General features: G+C 61.8%; 14 protein-coding genes. 5 read left to right on the top strand and 9 right to left on the bottom strand.

Annotation, left to right across the window (positions count from 1 at the left end):
• Positions 1 to 57 precede the first annotated feature (57 nt).
• The 4 genes from ACZ9GA_RS13635 to salA all read right to left on the bottom strand — a co-directional run bounded on the left by ACZ9GA_RS13635 (position 58) and on the right by salA (position 5,015).
• The gene (locus tag ACZ9GA_RS13635) at positions 58 to 1,509 is read right to left on the bottom strand and encodes an aldehyde dehydrogenase (RefSeq protein ID WP_457362180.1); all 1,452 of its coding nucleotides are present in this window, start codon (positions 1,507 to 1,509) and stop codon (positions 58 to 60) included.
• 27 nt (positions 1,510 to 1,536) lie between these two features.
• On the bottom strand, positions 1,537 to 2,676 hold the full coding sequence (locus ACZ9GA_RS13640) for an NAD(P)-dependent alcohol dehydrogenase (RefSeq protein ID WP_457362179.1): 1,140 nt from the start codon (positions 2,674 to 2,676) through the stop codon (positions 1,537 to 1,539).
• 44 nt (positions 2,677 to 2,720) lie between these two features.
• Positions 2,721 to 3,659, bottom strand: coding sequence for a catechol 1,2-dioxygenase (gene catA, locus ACZ9GA_RS13645; protein ID WP_457362178.1), 939 nt, complete (start codon positions 3,657 to 3,659; stop codon positions 2,721 to 2,723).
• 72 nt (positions 3,660 to 3,731) lie between these two features.
• Positions 3,732 to 5,015 carry a salicylate 1-monooxygenase gene (gene salA, locus ACZ9GA_RS13650; protein WP_457362177.1) on the bottom strand — a complete coding sequence of 428 codons (1,284 nt, stop codon included), beginning with the start codon at positions 5,013 to 5,015 and terminating at the stop codon, positions 3,732 to 3,734.
• A 144-nt stretch (positions 5,016 to 5,159) separates the two neighbouring features.
• Between salA and ACZ9GA_RS13655 the strand changes: the two genes are divergently transcribed.
• Positions 5,160 to 6,059 carry a LysR family transcriptional regulator gene (locus ACZ9GA_RS13655; RefSeq protein ID WP_457362176.1) on the top strand — a complete coding sequence of 300 codons (900 nt, stop codon included), beginning with the start codon at positions 5,160 to 5,162 and terminating at the stop codon, positions 6,057 to 6,059.
• A 38-nt stretch (positions 6,060 to 6,097) separates the two neighbouring features.
• Here the strand turns inward: ACZ9GA_RS13655 and ACZ9GA_RS13660 are convergent, their stop codons facing one another.
• A complete protein-coding gene (locus tag ACZ9GA_RS13660) occupies positions 6,098 to 7,777 on the bottom strand; it encodes a flavin-containing monooxygenase (protein ID WP_457362175.1) in 1,680 nt (559 codons plus the stop codon).
• A gap of 44 nt (positions 7,778 to 7,821) precedes the next feature.
• Positions 7,822 to 8,622: an SDR family NAD(P)-dependent oxidoreductase gene (locus tag ACZ9GA_RS13665; protein ID WP_457362174.1), complete on the bottom strand. Its 801-nt coding sequence runs from the start codon at positions 8,620 to 8,622 to the stop codon at positions 7,822 to 7,824.
• Between the two features lie 305 nt (positions 8,623 to 8,927).
• On the opposite strand from ACZ9GA_RS13665, the gene ACZ9GA_RS13670 reads away from it, so the two are divergent.
• On the top strand, positions 8,928 to 10,802 hold the full coding sequence (locus tag ACZ9GA_RS13670) for a sigma-54-dependent Fis family transcriptional regulator (protein WP_457362173.1): 1,875 nt from the start codon (positions 8,928 to 8,930) through the stop codon (positions 10,800 to 10,802).
• A 2-nt stretch (positions 10,803 to 10,804) separates the two neighbouring features.
• On the opposite strand, the gene ACZ9GA_RS13675 is transcribed toward ACZ9GA_RS13670, so the two are convergent.
• Positions 10,805 to 11,707, bottom strand: coding sequence for a LysR family transcriptional regulator (locus tag ACZ9GA_RS13675; RefSeq protein WP_457362172.1), 903 nt, complete (start codon positions 11,705 to 11,707; stop codon positions 10,805 to 10,807).
• A 172-nt stretch (positions 11,708 to 11,879) separates the two neighbouring features.
• Here ACZ9GA_RS13675 and ACZ9GA_RS13680 point away from each other — a divergent pair, with 172 nt between their 5' ends.
• The 3 genes from ACZ9GA_RS13680 (at position 11,880) to ACZ9GA_RS13690 (ending at position 13,168) form a co-directional block, all read left to right on the top strand.
• A complete protein-coding gene (locus tag ACZ9GA_RS13680) occupies positions 11,880 to 12,077 on the top strand; it encodes a tautomerase family protein (RefSeq protein WP_457362171.1) in 198 nt (65 codons plus the stop codon).
• Between the two features lie 77 nt (positions 12,078 to 12,154).
• On the top strand, positions 12,155 to 12,508 hold the full coding sequence (locus ACZ9GA_RS13685) for a putative quinol monooxygenase (protein WP_457362170.1): 354 nt from the start codon (positions 12,155 to 12,157) through the stop codon (positions 12,506 to 12,508).
• Positions 12,509 to 12,553: 45 nt separating this feature from the next.
• Positions 12,554 to 13,168, top strand: a complete 615-nt coding sequence (locus ACZ9GA_RS13690; RefSeq protein WP_457362169.1) for a nitroreductase family protein — start codon at positions 12,554 to 12,556, stop codon at positions 13,166 to 13,168.
• A 19-nt stretch (positions 13,169 to 13,187) separates the two neighbouring features.
• Here the strand turns inward: ACZ9GA_RS13690 and ACZ9GA_RS13695 are convergent, their stop codons facing one another.
• Positions 13,188 to 14,081 (bottom strand): LysR family transcriptional regulator, encoded by an 894-nt coding sequence (locus ACZ9GA_RS13695; RefSeq protein ID WP_457362168.1) that lies wholly within the window; start codon positions 14,079 to 14,081, stop codon positions 13,188 to 13,190.
• Positions 14,082 to 14,114: 33 nt separating this feature from the next.
• Positions 14,115 to 15,047 (bottom strand): LysR family transcriptional regulator, encoded by a 933-nt coding sequence (locus ACZ9GA_RS13700; RefSeq protein WP_457362167.1) that lies wholly within the window; start codon positions 15,045 to 15,047, stop codon positions 14,115 to 14,117.
• Between the last annotated feature and the right edge of the window lie 125 nt (positions 15,048 to 15,172).

The following is a 15,172-nucleotide window of genomic DNA, read 5'->3' on the forward strand; positions in this document are numbered from 1 at the left end:
GCCTCGCTTCGACGAGTGTCGAAACGAGGTCTCAGGTAACGCGTTGGCTAGGGTCGGTCAGAACGGATAAGGCTGGTTTGCCTGCTCGACGGTCACCCATTTCACTTCGGTGAACTCCTCGATCACGGCGCTGCCGTCAAAGCGGCCATAGCCGCTGTTCTTCATGCCGCCGTAGGGGGCCTGAGGCTCGTTCTGCACGGTGGCGCCGTTGATGTGCACGCAACCGGCGTCCAGGTGGCTGGCCAGGTCCAGCGCAAGGGTGACGTCGCGGCTAAAGATGGCCGACGACAACCCGTAGGCGGTATCGTTGGCCACTTGCAGGGCGTGTTCCGCGCCTTTGACGCGCACCACCGTGGTCACCGGGCCGAAGGTTTCTTCGTCGTAGATGTCCATCTCGGCGGTCACGTGGTCAACCAGCGTAGCGCCCATTAGCGCGTTTTCCGCCAGGCCACCGGCAACGATCTGTGCGCCTTTGCCCAAGGCATCGTCGAGCAATTGATTGATGCGTTTTACCGAGCCCTGGGCAATCACCGGGCCTACCACACAGGCCGGTGACGTTACCGGGTTACCCGCTTCGAGCGCGCGGACCCGTGCGCCAAAACGCGCCACGAATTCATCAGCCACGGCTTCGTCCACCACGAAACGCTCGGTGGACATGCAGATCTGCCCTTGATAAAGGAAGGCGCCGAATACCGCTGCGTTGACCGCCCCCTCCAAGTCAGCGTCGGCGAGCACAACAAAAGGCGCCTTGCCGCCCAATTCCAGCAAGCAGCGTTTGAGGTAGCGCGCACTGGTCTCGGCAATCAAGCGCCCGACATAGGTGGAGCCGGTGAAGTTCACTCGGCGCACGGTGTCGTGGGCAATCAGCGCATCAGTAACGCGTGCGGCATCATCCGGCGCCGTAATGATGAAATTCAGCACGCCTGGTGGCAACCCGGCCTCTATAAACGCCTCCACCAGCAACTCGTGGGTGCGCGGGCTGTTTTCCGAGCCTTTGAAAATCACTGTGTTGCCGCACGCCAGCGGGTAGGCAATGGCCCGGGCGCCCAGAATCACCGGGCCGTTCCACGGCACGATACTCAACACCGTGCCCACGGGTTGGCGCAGCGTCATTGACACCGTCCCCGGTTTGTCGGTAGGGATAGTTTCGCCTTTGATCTGCGTGGTCAGCCCGGCAGCCTCGCGAATCAGGTTTGCCGAAGCCCCCACATTGAATTGCGCCCACAGTTGGGAGGCGCCGATTTCCTCGGCCATGACGGTGCAGAACTCGCCCATCTTGGCTTCCAGGGCGTCGGCGGCGGCCAGCAGAATACGCCGGCGCTCAGTAGGGCCTACCTTGGACCAAATGCGAAAGGCCTGCTGCGACGACTGTGCGGTGCGCAGGGCATCATCAACCGAGCAGGCAGCACCGGTAGTCACGGTTTTCGAGGCCAGTGGATCGATGCGCTGGTAAGTCTTGCCACCGGCCGCATCATGTTTGACGTTATCAATCAACAGTTGCACGTTCATCTTGCTTACCTTCACTAAGTCGAGAAATCAGGCGTGCGTCGGCATGCGCAGGATGGGCTTGATGGTGATGCCGCTTTCACTGTCGGCCATCGCTTCGTTTACCTGGTCAAAGGCATAGAAACGGCACAGCTTGTCGAAGGGAAAGCGGCCCTGCAGGTAGAGGTCGACCAGGGTCGGAATGAAGGCGTTAGCCACTACGTCGCCCTGGACAATGCCCATGATGCGTTTGCCGGGAATCATCACGTCGTTGATGTTGAACGCGACTTCGGTACCCATCTTGGTGGCGCCGACGATGCCGCACACCCCCAGGGTAGTCACGGCATCAATGGCCTGGCGCAGCACTTCGGCGCGGCCGGAGCATTCCAGGCTGTAGTTGGCGCCACCGCCGGTAATGGCACGGATCTTCGCCACCGGATCTTCTTCGCGGCTGTTGATGACATGGGTAGCGCCTACTTCCAAGGCCAGTTCCAGGCGGCTGGGGGTCACGTCCACGGCGATGATGGTGGTGGCACCGGCGACCTTGGCCGCCATCACTGCGGCCAGGCCGACGGCGCCGGCGCCGAAGGCCACGAAGCTGGTACCCGCCTTCACCTCCAGCGCCTTGAGCACGGAGCCTGCGCCGGTCTGGATGCCGCAACCCAACGGCCCGAGCAGTTCCAACGGCGCCTCGCGCGAGACCTTGACCACATTACGCTCGTTGGCCACCACGTAAGTGCTGAACGAGGACTGCCCAAAGAAATGATCGTGAATCGGCGCATTGCCTTCACAACTGCAGGTAGAGGTACTGCCGTCCATGCGACCGCCACCAAAGTTGAGCGGGTGCATGTGCGAACAGTGGGCCGGGTGACCGGTCTCACAGGGCAGGCAGAGCCCGCACGACATGTAGGTCATGACCACATGGTCGCCAGGCACGATGGTGGTGACCGCCGCCCCCACCGCCTCGACAATGCCTGCGCCCTCATGGCCCAAGATAATGGGCAGCGGCGTGGGGAACAGTTGGTCGCGCACCACCATGTCGGTGTGGCACACACCGGTGGCGACGATGCGCACACGCACTTCCGTGGGGCGTGGCGCGCCCAGTTGGGCACGCTCCAGCTTGAGTTTGCCACCGGCCTCACGCAAGACGGCGACTTGGACATCTACAGGTTTCAGTTCGCTAACAGACATGCCTTATTCCTCTTTATGGTTATTGTTTTGCCTGGAAGTAATGCTTATGCGTCCTGAAGGGCACGCGGACGGTTGCTGCGACGCTCGGCTTGCGCTGTCGGCGCGCGGCGCAGTTGGAAATCGAAGGTCATTTCGGCAAAGCGGCCGGTGATGCCGTGGCTGGCCGCCTTGGCGTCGTCCTCGAGGAACCGCACCTCGCCGATCAGGCCATCGCGGGTGGCGTAGGCGAAGTCGTCCCACAAGTAGGCATCGTTGGACAGGTTGATCTGGGTGGTCAGGTGCTCGTAGCCGGGGGCTGAAATGAAGAAATGCACGTGGGCCGGGCGCTGGCCATGGCGCCCCAGGTAATTGAGGCATTCCTGGGTAGGGCCCGCCGGGTTGCAGCCGTAACCCGATGGCACGATGCTGCGCACGCGGTAGCGACCTTCGGCGTCGGTGACGATGCGGCGGCGCAGGTTGAAGGCTGACTGGCTCTTGTCGAAGTGCGAGTAGTTGCCTTTGCTGTCTGCCTGCCACAGGTCGACCAGCGCGCCAGCGATGGGTTTGCCATCCAGATCGAGCACCTGCCCATCGAGGAACATCGGCACGGCGACGCCGTCTTCGCTGCCATCGTCCATGCGGTCGAAGCCTTCGCGCAGCGGCGCGCCGGCGACGTAGAGGGGGCCTTCGATGGTACGCGGCGTGCCGCCGCTGATGCCCACCTGGGCCTGTTTGGCATCGTGCAGCAGATCAAGGAAATGCTCGATGCCAAGCCCTGCGGCCAGCAGCCCGGCTTCGTTGCTGCGACCCAGGCGATTGACGTACTCAACACCGCCCCAGAACTCGTCGTCGGTGAGTTCGAGCTCCTCGATCAGCTTGGCGGTTTCCTGCAGAAAGCGCAGGACAATGTGCTTGTGGCGCGCGTTACCTTCCTGGTTCTTGAAGCCGGCAGCGTCCTTGAAAAAAGCCTGGACGTCAGGGGATTGGGTAATGGTCACGGTCATGTCGGCAGTACCTTTTATTGTTTGGGGTTCGGTAGCACGTGCCAGCCCCAGGCTGGCACGTTGGCGATATCGTCAGGCAGGCTGCGCCCAGCCCAAGCGTGCACGAGCGTCGGCCAGGTCGGTGTCCATGTCATGGTTCCACAGCCAGTCGAAGCGTTCGGCCAAGGTGGTCGACATCCGGGCTTCATCACCCTCCACCTGGCGGTCGCGGTATTCGTACAATTCACCCGCCTCCCAGGACGTGCGTTGCACGCGGCAGGCGCGGGGACGGCGAATGGCGTCGTAGACGTCAAGCACTTGGCGGGCGTCGCCCTGCTGCACGCGTGGGTCAGCCAGCAACCGCGCCAGCAACCAGGCATCTTCCAGGCCTTGCCCCGCCCCGGCGCCCTGGTGGGGCAGCATGGCGTGAGCGGCATCGCCGATCAGGGCCACGCGGCCGTGCACGTAGCCGGGCAGTTCGGCCAGCTCATGCAGGGCCCACAGCGTCGGTGCCGGGATGCACTCGAGCAGTACGCGCACGGCATCGCCCCAGTGGGAGAACGCCTGCAGCATTTCGGCCTGGCTGGTGGTTTTTACCCACGGCGTATCCTTGGGCCACTGCGGGTCGGGCTGGCTGCGGTCGGAGATAAACGCCACGACGTTGATCAAGCGGCCCTGTTTGACCGGGAAAGTCAGGATGTGGGCGTCCAGCCCCAGGTACATCTGCGGCACGTTGATCAGGTGCTCGTCGACCCCGGCTTCACGGTAGGCGGCGCGCAGTTGCTCGCTGTCGATCATGCCCCGGTAGGCACAGGTGCCGCTGTAACGCGGCGCAACCAACGGCTGACCGAGGCCTTGCAGCACGTAATCTCGGAGGTTGGATTTGATGCCGTCAGCGGCGATCAGCAGGTCGCACTCATGCTCGCTGCCATCGGCGAAGTGCACGCGCACCTGGTCACCGACTTCTTCGACGCGAACGGCACGCTTGTCAAAGCGCGCGATACCTTCAGGCAGCTGCGACGCCAGGGCATCCAGGAAGTCCGCTCGGTGCACCGATGACTGGCCCACGCCCGGCGCGACACTGGCGCCCAGGTAGCCGGCATCGACGCCGCGGCGCCATTCGAACCAGATGTCCTGCCAGGGGGCAGGCGTGCGGTCGGCAATGTTTTCATAGGGTTTGCCGATGCCCAGACCTTCGATGGCCTTGACGGCATTGGCACCAAAGGACACACCGGCACCGACCTCGCCAAACGCGGGTGCGGCTTCGAACAATTGAACATCGAGGTGTTGATGACGGCACAGATCCAGTGCCAGGGCGACGCCGGCAATACCTCCGCCGACAATGGAGACGCGCAGTGCAGATTGAGGGCTATTCATGGGAAAAAACCTTATGTGTTGTTTTTGGAATAACCCGATGATGCTCCCCTGCCCCCCATTGATAAATGGTCTAAGTCTTATAGACAGTATTACCAACCTGAATACACACTCCACAGCCTGGCACCCAACAACGAGAAAACTGCCATGCATTTGCGTGATATCGACTTGAACCTGCTGGTGATCTTTCACCAGATGCTCCATGACCGAAACGTGTCGCTGACAGCCGAGCATCTGGGCCTCAGCCAGCCCGCGGTAAGCAATGCGCTCAGGCGCCTGCGCAATACCCTGAACGACGATCTGTTCGTGCGCACCTCGCAAGGCATGGAACCTACAGCCTTGGCGGCGCAGTTGGCCGACCCGGTATCGCTGGCCATCGGTACGCTTCACGGTGCACTGAACCGACCGGACGATTTCGATCCAGGCAGCAGCCAGAAACGCTTCGTGGTGGCGATGACCGACATCGGCGAGATCTACTTCATGCCACGGCTGATCAAGGCCTTGCTGGAGCAGGCGCCCGGGATTTCGGTCAGCACCCTGCGCAGCGACGAGGGCTTGTCCCAGGCGCTGGCCAACGGTGAGGTAGACCTGGCGGTGGGGCTGTTGCCTGACCTGCAGACCGGCTTTTATCAACGCCGATTATTCCACCATCGCTACGTATGCCTATGCCGCAACGGCCACCCACTCACGCAGATGCCGATGACCCGGGAGGCATTTTGCCAATACGCTCATGTCCGGATCGTCGCCGCCAGCACCGGCCACGGCGAAATAGACGCCCATATGCAACGCGCGGGCCTGCAACGTGACATCCGCCTGGAAGTGCCCCACTTCGTCGCGGTAGGGCATATCCTGCAGCACAGTGACCTGATCGCCACCGTACCGGAACGCTTCGCCAGCAGTTGCAGCGGCCCATTCGGGTTGACGGCGCTGCCGCTCCCACTGCCTTTGCCAGAGATCGCCATCAACCTGTTCTGGCACGCGAAATTGAACCGCGACCCGGCCAACAAGTGGTTTCGCCAACTGATGTTCGACTTGTTCAGCGACTGAACGCGAGGGCTGGCAGGGTTGCCAGCCCTACGCATGCCTCACGCGTTGCGGGGCACCCGGGCGCGCGGTTGCGGCTGCGCGCCACGCACACTCAGCGCCTTGAACTTGAACCCCCGATAGTCCTGCTCGGCGACCGATTTCAAGGTATCGCTGAATGCCCCAAGCCCGCCCATGTAGAAATAGACTGCGTTTTTCTTGCCGGGGATATTGGCGCCGAAAATCCACGAGTCGGTCTTCGCAAACAGGGTCTGGTCGGCAATGTCGCGACAGGTCTGCCCCCATTGTTGTTCGGCCCCGGCCACGGCCTCCACGGTGGCCAACTCGTTGTCCTCCATGTAACCGATCAGCTCAGCCACCCATTCCACCTCCGTCTCGATGGTAGGTGGCAGGTTGGTGAACGGCCCATTGGGCCCCAGGATCATGAACAGGTTGGGAAATTCGGACGTGGCCACCGACAGGTAGCTGGAGGGGCCGTCTTTCCAATGTTCACAGATGGGTACCCCGCCGCGACCGCGAATGTTCATGCGTTTGTAATTGCCGTCCACCGCATCGAAGCCGGTGGCGTAGATCAGTACGTCCAGTTCATGCTCCACGCCATCCGAGGTCAGCACTGCGTTGGAAGTCAGGCCTTGGATGGGATTGGCCTTGACGTCCACCAGGGCGACATTGGGCCGATTGAAGGTGGCGTAGTAGCCGCTGTCGCACAGTGGCCGCTTGGCGTAGAGTTCGCGCGGGCAGAGCTTGGCCGCCGTCTCGGGGTCTTTGACGATCTGCTTGATCTTGCTGCGTACGAAAGCTTGCGCTGCAGCATTGGCCTGCTCGTCGACGGCTATGTCATTGAAGGTTTCGAACATGAAGCGGAAACCGCCTCCCGCGTCCCAGGCGCGTTGAAAAATGGCTTCGCGCTCGCCCTCGCTCACACTCATGGCAGGAATCTGGCTTTCCTCGAATCCAAACGCCAGGCGCGAGGTACGCACGTGCGACCACAACGCGTCATAGTCGCGCTTGATCTGCGCCACGGCCTCGCTGGCCATCGGCCGGTTGCCCACCGGCACGGTGTACTGCGCCGAGCGCTGGAACACGGTCAAATGCCCAACCACCGGGGCAATGGCGGTGATCACCTGGCTACCGGTGGAACCGGTGCCGATCACTCCCACCCGCTTGCCTTCCAGCTCAGCATGCTCGGGCCAATGGGCGGTGTGGTAGGTCTGCCCCTTGAACTGCTCGGCGCCCTTGAAGCGCGGGACGTTGGTGGCCGCCAGCAGGCCGAGGGCGGTGATCAGGTACTTGGCCGTGTACTGTTGCCCGTCCTCGGCAGTCAGCAGCCAGCGGTGATTGATCTCATCGAATATGGCCGCCTCGATGCTGGTATACAGTTGGATATCGCGGCGCAGGTCATGGCGGTCGACCACGTGGTTGAGGTAACGCAGGATTTCCGGCTGCGCCACGTAACGGTGGGAAAACGTCCAATCCTGCAGCAATGCCTTGTCCCACGAATAGCAATACACGAAGGATTCGCTGTCGGACAACGCGCCGGGATAGCGATTCCAGTACCAGGTACCGCCGATGCCGCCAGCCTTGTCGAAGGCCCGTACCTTGAGCCCCAGTTCGTCACGCAGTTTCTTGAGCATGTAGATGCCGCCAAAGCCTGCGCCAATCACGATGGCGTCGTAGTCAATCTCGGCGACAGAACGGTGGGTTGCGTCAGATTTCATCATGGTGAACTCCTGCTGGTGATGGGTCTGAAGTCGTCAAGGTGATCTCAGAGCGAAAACCCGCCGTCGCAGGCCACGGCTTGCCCCGTGGTGTGCGCGGCACACGCCAGGTACACCGCCAATTGGCCCATGTCCTCCACTGTTTGCGCCTCACCCTGGGGCAACAGGCTGGTTTGCTGGCGTTCCCAGGATTGGGCTTCCGTCTCGCCCGGCAGTGCCCAGCGGCCGGCGATGCCCTCCTCGCCTCGCCACATGCCGGTACCGACAATGCCAGGGCACAAGGCATTGACGGTGATGCCGTCGCGGGCCACTTCCTTGGCCACGGCATTGGTGAAACCGATGACCGCGAATTTGGAGGCGCTGTAATGGGACAGGTGTGGGAACCCGACTTTGCCGGCGATGGAGGCGATGTTGATGATCCGCCCGAAGCGCCGGTCGCGCATGACCTTCACTTCAGCCTGGCAACACAGGAACACGCCTTTGGCGTTGATATTCATGATCCGGTCCCACTCGCTCACGGACAGCTCATCGATGTTGCCCAGGCTGACCACGCCGGCGTTGTTGACGGCAATCTCGAGCACCCCGAACTGCTCGATCACCTGCTCGATCATGCGGTTCACACTGTCGGGCTGGCTGACGTCCACCTGCAGCGCGATGGCCTGGCGCCCCAGGGCCCGGACCTGTGCTACAGCCTCCTCGGCGATGCCGATGTCGTAGTCGGCCAGGGCCACGTCTGCCCCGGCCTTGGCCAGGCTCAAGGCGATGCCCAGGCCTATTCCCCTGCCGGACCCCGTCACCAGGGCCACTTTGCCTGCCAGGGAAAAATCCATTGGATGAGTAGTGTTCATGTGTCGTCTCGCTTTGTTGTTATTGAAAGGCGACCTGTCCAGGTTCACGCCTTGAACACAGAGCAAGGCCGGTGCCACATGGCTGAAAAAAGGCGCAAAGCCCTGTCCCAGAGCACCGGCGGCAGGTCAGGCGAGCGCCGTTTCATAGCGTTGGACAAGACATGATGTCTTGCTGGTTGCGGTCTGGCGCCGAGACAGTGAGATGTTATGTCTCAGAGTGCGACGAACGTCGAAACGGCTTGTGCCAAGCACCGCAGGCGTTTCTAATGAAGGCACAATAACTAGACAAGCTGCACGGAGGCTCCATGCTCCCAGGCTACTCGCGTGCCCACGAGGCTCATGTCAGCCGCGTATTGCGTACCGCTTGCTGCGCCCCCGACCTACCGGTGCCAGACCTCATCCTGCAATCATGGCGCCGCGCCATCGAACACCATCACCTGGACCCCGGCTCGTTGCACGGCCCGCGGATCATGGACAGTCACCACTTGCGCGAACATCGCCAGCGCGTGGAGGATTTCCTGGGGATCGCCGGGGATGAACTCGCCCGACTGCACATGAAAGTTCGCCACGGCGATTACTGCGTGATGCTGGCTCACGTCCAGGGCTGCACCATCGATTACCGCGTGGATGGCGGTATTGCCCGTGATTGCCGGCGGGCTGGCATGGACCTCGGCACCTGCTGGTCGGAAGGCGAGGAAGGCACCTGCGGCGTTTCCCAGGTGATCCTCAACCAGGTGCCGGTCACGGTGCACAAACGTGACCATTTCCGCGCAGCCTTCATCGACCTGACCTGTTCGGCGGCGCCTATCTTCGCGCCGGACGGCCAACTGCTCGCAGTGCTCGACGTATCCGCCATCAAGTCGCCCGACGACCGCAACAGCCAGCAACTGCTGCGGCATATGGTGATCCAGAGTGCCCGCGACATCGAGAATGCCTATTTCATGCACAGCACCCAGGGATGCTGGCGACTGCGGGCCCATGCCGCCCCAGGTTATGTGGACAGCCAACCTGACCTGCTGCTCGCCTGGGACGAGGATGGACGCGTGACCGCCGCCAACGCGTCGGCCAGGCGCTACCTGGTGCAACGCCTTGGCAGCCTGCCACAGCATTTTCGCCAAGCCTTCGATGCCGATACTTTGTTTACCCACGCCATGGGGCGTCAGCACTTTCTGGCCGACCACGGGCTGTACGTGAGGCTTGAAGCACCGCGGCAAACCAGTCAGGGCATCTCTCCCAACACCAGGACCCAAGTGGATACGACCGTGCACCAGGCTTTGCAGAAAGCGGTGCGGGTCAAGGACAGAGACCTACACATACTGCTGCACGGTGAGACGGGATGCGGCAAGGAGCACTTTGCCCGCGCTCTGCACTGCGCAAGCGCCCGCCGGGACCGGCCGTTCATTGCGGTCAACTGCGCCGCATTGCCTGAGTCGTTGATCGAGAGTGAGCTGTTCGGCTACGTGCCCGGCGCCTTCACGGGCGCCAGCGCCAAGGGCAAGCGTGGCCTGGTTGGCCAGGCGAACACCGGCACCCTGTTCCTGGACGAAATCGGCGACATGCCGCTGACGATGCAGACGCGCTTGCTGCGGGTGCTCAGTGAAGGTGAAATATCACCGCTGGGTGCGGCCGGCAGCGAGAAAATCGATGTGCAGGTGATTTGCGCCTCCCACCGAGACTTGCACGCGCTGGTTCAGCAAGGCCAGTTCCGCGAAGACCTTTACTTTCGCCTCAGCGGGGCGCGCTTTGACCTGCCCGCGCTACGCAACCGCACCGACAAGCTGAACTTGATCAACCAGTACCTGGCGCAGGAGTCGCAGCGCACTCCCCTGCCCGTGCAGTTAAGCGATGCCGCTCTGGAGCGCCTGTTGACCTATCCCTGGCCGGGCAACATACGTGAGCTCCATCACGCCTTGCGCTATGCCAGCGCCTTGAGCCAGGACGGTACCTTGCGGCTGGAGGATCTGCCGGCGGCGCTGCAGGCGGCCACGGACGTCCCGGCCCAGCCGTCGGGGCTGGGCTCGCCAGAGCGTCAGGCGTTGATCGACGTGCTGGTGCGCAACCGCTGGAAGCCGCTGCTGGCGGCGCGGGAAATGGGTATTTCCAGGGCCACGTTGTACCGCAAGGTCAACCAGCACGGTATCAGGATGCCTGGCAAGGGTTCCTATGAGCGCTTGGCTTGAGCCTACTGCCAGCGCTGGCACACCTTGACCAACTCATCCACTACATACCTGACCTTTGGCCGCAGGTGCGAGACCTTGGGCCACACGGCATGGACCTCGACAGGTTCTGGCTCGTAGTCGCCCAACACTTCGACCAGCCTGCCCGCCTCGATGTCCTCGGCAAACAGGCTCCTGGGCATCTGGCACAGGCCGATCCCGGCAACCGCTGCAAGAATCATCGCCTCGCCGTCACCGATCTGGTGGGTGGAGGGCGGCGCGAAGCGGAAAGTTTCCCCGCCTTCGCGCACCCGCCAGGACAGCGGCTGTCCGCGCCGATGGCCGACGATGCAATGGTGCTGCGCCAGCGAGGCCAGCGTTTCAGGCTCACCGAAGCTGCTCAGGTACGCCGGCGCCGCGCAGATGGCCCAGCGCTGGCGCGTCAACCGCCGGGCGACCAGGCCACTGGTGTCCTTGAGTTCACCAAAGCGCACCAACAGGTCGATGCCTTCTTCGATGGGATCGACCAAGTGGTCGGAAAAGGTAATGTTCAGCTGCAGGTCTGGGTATTTTTTCGCGATCTCGAACAGCAAGGGCGCCACCACGCGCCGCCCGAACGCCACTGGCATGTCCACGCGCAGGCGGCCGGACGGCTCCTTGGTTCCAGGCCCCAGTGCACCCTCGGCGGCGTTGAATTCTTCCAGCGCCGTCGTGCAGGCGGCGTAGTAGGCATCTCCATCGGCGGTCAGCGAGATGCGCCGGGTGGTTCTGTGGAACAACTGCGTACCCAGCCTTTCCTCCAGGCGGGCTATGGCTTTGCCTACCGCTGATTTCGACAGGCCCAGGCGGTCCGCCGCCTCGGTGAAGCTTTGCGAACGCGCCGCCACCACGAAGGTGATGACGCCTTGGAAGGAGTCTATGGGAATCAACGCATTACGCTCATTGTAGAATCTGTGTCTACCCAGATTATAGTTTCAGGCCATTTATCGCCAAGCTTTTCTACACTAGCATGAACCCATCGCTCGACAACGTCATGTCCGAGCCCTGGGGTGTCCAAACACACCCCGTCCCTGTCCATCATTGCTTGAAGAGGGTTACACCATGCCTGTAGTACGCGTTAGCTGGTTCGAAGGTAAAGAACACAAGCAAAAGGCCGCCGTCGCCGCCGACATCACCAAGAGCATCGTTGACCACACCGGCACCGATCCAAACTACATCTACGTTATCTTCGAAGACGTGGCTGCTTCGGACTGGGCAGGCGCCGGCAAGCTGTTCGGCGAAGCGCCCGACAAGGCCTGAACCACTTGATTGTCAATGCACCGGCTGAGCCAGCGGTGCATTTCGCTGTTCCCGATGCCCATAAAGGAAGATCCTGCATGCACCCCTATATTTCCTGCCTGTTCCAACTGTCCATCAAGCCCGAGGAATTCCCGGCCTTCAAAGCCCTGATAGCCCAGATCGTCGAAGCGACTCAGAAAGAAGCGGGCACCCTGGTCTACGAGTACAGCGTCAACGAAGCCAACAACACGGCCCACATCCTGGAACGCTATAAGGTCGAAGGTGTGGTCAGTCACGTCGATAATACCTTCGCCCCGTTCGGCGCCCGCTTCCTGGAAATGGCCACCGTCACCGGTCTGTTCGTCTACGGCACCCCCGACGCCGAAATCCGCAAGCGCCTGGACCCCTTCGGTGCGGTCTACATGACCCCGTTCGACGGTTTCAGCCGCTGATACGCGCCCGTCCGGCACCTTCCGTAAGCGTCTCGAGAGGACCCCATGCCCAATATCGCTGAAGTCATCAAATCCCGCATTTCGGGCAACAGCTACGACACGCAACGCGCGCTGTCCGATGCGCAGATCGCCGATTTGATCGAACTGGCCACCTATGCGCCATCGGCGTTCAACGCACAGAACTGGCGTTTTGTTGCCGTTCGCAGTGCCCAAGCCAAGGCGCGCCTATTGCCGCTGGCCTATGGCCAGGAAAAGGTCGTGGACTCGGCGGTGACCTTCATCGTCTGCGGCACCTTGAACCCCCACCAGAGCCTGCCCGCTTCGCTGAAGCCGGCCGTGGACGCCGGCATTCTCGATCAGTCGATATTCGACATGTGGGTGGGTGCCGCCACCGGTATGTATCAGGACAACCCGCAGTTGCAGCGCGACGAGGCCATTCGTTCCGGCTCGCTGGCTGCCATGACCCTGATGCTGGCCGCCAAAGGCCAGGGGCTGCTCTCCACGCCGATGATCGGCTTCGACCAGGCCGGTGTCGCGGCGGCGTTCAACCTGGCGGCCTATGAAATCCCGGTGATGCTGGTCACCGTTGGCTACCCGGGTTCGGGCAACTGGCCACAGAAGCCACGCAAGGCTGTCAAGGACGTGCTCGAATACGTCTGATCGCGCGTGCAGCAGCGGCTCACCCCCGCTGCTGTGCATCACGCTGGTCAAGACCCAGACCATGGGCATCCAGTAATGCTCTGAGCGCCTGCGATACCGCGCTGACCACACGGTCGCCACGCCGATCCGGGTGCTTGGCGATCCAGATATCCAGCTCCAGCAGGGACATACCGGACGCAGGGCGGAGTTTCGTCAATCGGGGCTCATGATCGGCCAGGAAACACGGTAACCCGGCCACACCTATGCCGGTGCAGGCTGCCTCGTACTGGTTGCTCAAGTCCGCCACCTCACACACCACCTGCCGTTCACCAATAAGTTCGTAGAGCCAGACTTTGTGCGCAAAGTCGCCTTGGCGATCGTTGTAGCCAATGAAGGCCCACTCCTGGGGCGACTCTAGTTTCGCGTAGTCCGGGGTGGCGTACAGCGCGAATTTCATCTTGCCGATTTTCCGAGCAATATCGCTCTCCTCGATCGGGGCGGATAACCGCAGCGCAAGGTCCGCTTCCATTCGAGCTAAGGAAACGAACCTGGGTTCGCTTAAAATCGACAATTGAACGGTGGGATGGCCTTGGGAAAGGGTCTGAAGGTTGGGCGCGATAAAGTGCCTTGCTAGAATGGGCGGCGCAGACAGCGTCAGTTTCGATCGTGTCTGGGCGTTGTATGCCAGACACCGACGCGCCACAGCCAGTGAACGCTCTTCGATGCCGCTTACCTCGTCGAGGATTTCAAGACCAATTGCCGTAAGCTGTGAGGCTCGCGGCAACCGGTCAACCAAGCGCACTCCCAGTACGTCTTCCAGAGCGGACAGCCGTCGGCTGATTGTGGTCTGATCGACACACAACTGACGTGCAGCGCCCGACAGCGAGCCGACACGCGCAACGGCGAGAAATACCCGCAAATCTTCCCAATTCATAAACAGTTACTCAATGATCGATCGACGGAGACCTCAGGCCCAATAGCGGACATTCTGAAGAATCTGCTCATGCTCGGCGAACAGTTTGGGCAATTCCAATTTGAGAAACTCGATCCAGGTGCGCACCTTGGCATCCAAAAAACGCCTGGAGGGATAGATGGCATACACCGATCGCTCCCGCAGCCGGTGGTGCCCCAACAGGCGCAGCAAGGTGCCCTCGGTCAGGGCCCGCGTGGTCACGTAAAAGGGCAGCAGACTGACGCCCATGCCGGCCTCGGAGGCCCCCACCATGGCATCGGCCACGTTGCACTGGAAGGTTTTGTCCGGCTTGATCAGGTGCTCGCCCTCGGGGTCATTGAAAAGCCAATCATCACCATACAGAGGGTCGATCAACCGCAGGCAGCGATGGTGCTGCAAGTCCGATGGCACCGCCGGTGCGCCCTGGGCCTGGATGTAGGCAGGCGATGCGCAAGGCACGCTGTAGATCCGTCCCAGTTCATGGGCAATGAATTGCGAATCCGGCAACCCCGGCGCTATCGAGATGACCACGTCCTGGGCGTCCTCCACCACATCGGGATGACGCTGGGACAGGCTCAACTCAAAAACCACTTCGGGATACTGTTCGCAGTAGCGGGCAATCAGGGGGGTCATCAAGGTACCCAGCGCCGTCATGGTGTGCACCCGCAAACGGCCCGCGGGCTTGAGATGTGCGCCCCTGGCCTGCTCGGTCGCCTCCTCCATCTCCTCGAGGATTCTGCGCCCCCGTGGCAGAAAGCGCTCCCCCACATCCGTCAGGCTGATCCTCCGCGTGGTGCGCTGCAACAACCGCGCCTGCAGGTGCTGCTCCAGCTCCGACACCAGGCGCGACACCTGTGCGGTGGAAATGTCCAGCGCGTTGGCCGCCGCTGTAAAGCTGCCGCCTTCCACCACCCGCACAAACACCTTCAAACTATTGAACAAATCCATGACTCGCTCCCCGGCAACCTTTGCGTCTTGCGTAATGCTGCATTATTCGATTGATCCGTTATCAACAAGCGGCTTGGCGTTTACCATCCTCACGCTCGTTTCCCTGAGACCAAGATGAGTTGCTT

The sequence above is a fragment of the Pseudomonas sp. TE3644 genome (genome assembly GCF_056278815.1).

Excerpts from the sequence above, each read along its gene's own strand:
- ACZ9GA_RS13635 (WP_457362180.1), bottom strand. The coding sequence starts at position 1,509 with ATGAACGTGCAACTGTTGATTGATAACGTCAAACATGATGCGGCCGGT.
- ACZ9GA_RS13640 (WP_457362179.1), bottom strand. The coding sequence starts at position 2,676 with ATGTCTGTTAGCGAACTGAAACCTGTAGATGTCCAAGTCGCCGTCTTG.
- catA (WP_457362178.1), bottom strand. The coding sequence starts at position 3,659 with ATGACCGTGACCATTACCCAATCCCCTGACGTCCAGGCTTTTTTCAAG.
- salA (WP_457362177.1), bottom strand. The coding sequence starts at position 5,015 with ATGAATAGCCCTCAATCTGCACTGCGCGTCTCCATTGTCGGCGGAGGT.
- ACZ9GA_RS13655 (WP_457362176.1), top strand. The coding sequence starts at position 5,160 with ATGCATTTGCGTGATATCGACTTGAACCTGCTGGTGATCTTTCACCAG.
- ACZ9GA_RS13660 (WP_457362175.1), bottom strand. The coding sequence starts at position 7,777 with ATGATGAAATCTGACGCAACCCACCGTTCTGTCGCCGAGATTGACTAC.
- ACZ9GA_RS13665 (WP_457362174.1), bottom strand. The coding sequence starts at position 8,622 with ATGAACACTACTCATCCAATGGATTTTTCCCTGGCAGGCAAAGTGGCC.
- ACZ9GA_RS13670 (WP_457362173.1), top strand. The coding sequence starts at position 8,928 with ATGCTCCCAGGCTACTCGCGTGCCCACGAGGCTCATGTCAGCCGCGTA.
- ACZ9GA_RS13680 (WP_457362171.1), top strand. The coding sequence starts at position 11,880 with ATGCCTGTAGTACGCGTTAGCTGGTTCGAAGGTAAAGAACACAAGCAA.
- ACZ9GA_RS13685 (WP_457362170.1), top strand. The coding sequence starts at position 12,155 with ATGCACCCCTATATTTCCTGCCTGTTCCAACTGTCCATCAAGCCCGAG.
- ACZ9GA_RS13690 (WP_457362169.1), top strand. The coding sequence starts at position 12,554 with ATGCCCAATATCGCTGAAGTCATCAAATCCCGCATTTCGGGCAACAGC.
- ACZ9GA_RS13695 (WP_457362168.1), bottom strand. The coding sequence starts at position 14,081 with ATGAATTGGGAAGATTTGCGGGTATTTCTCGCCGTTGCGCGTGTCGGC.
- ACZ9GA_RS13700 (WP_457362167.1), bottom strand. The coding sequence starts at position 15,047 with ATGGATTTGTTCAATAGTTTGAAGGTGTTTGTGCGGGTGGTGGAAGGC.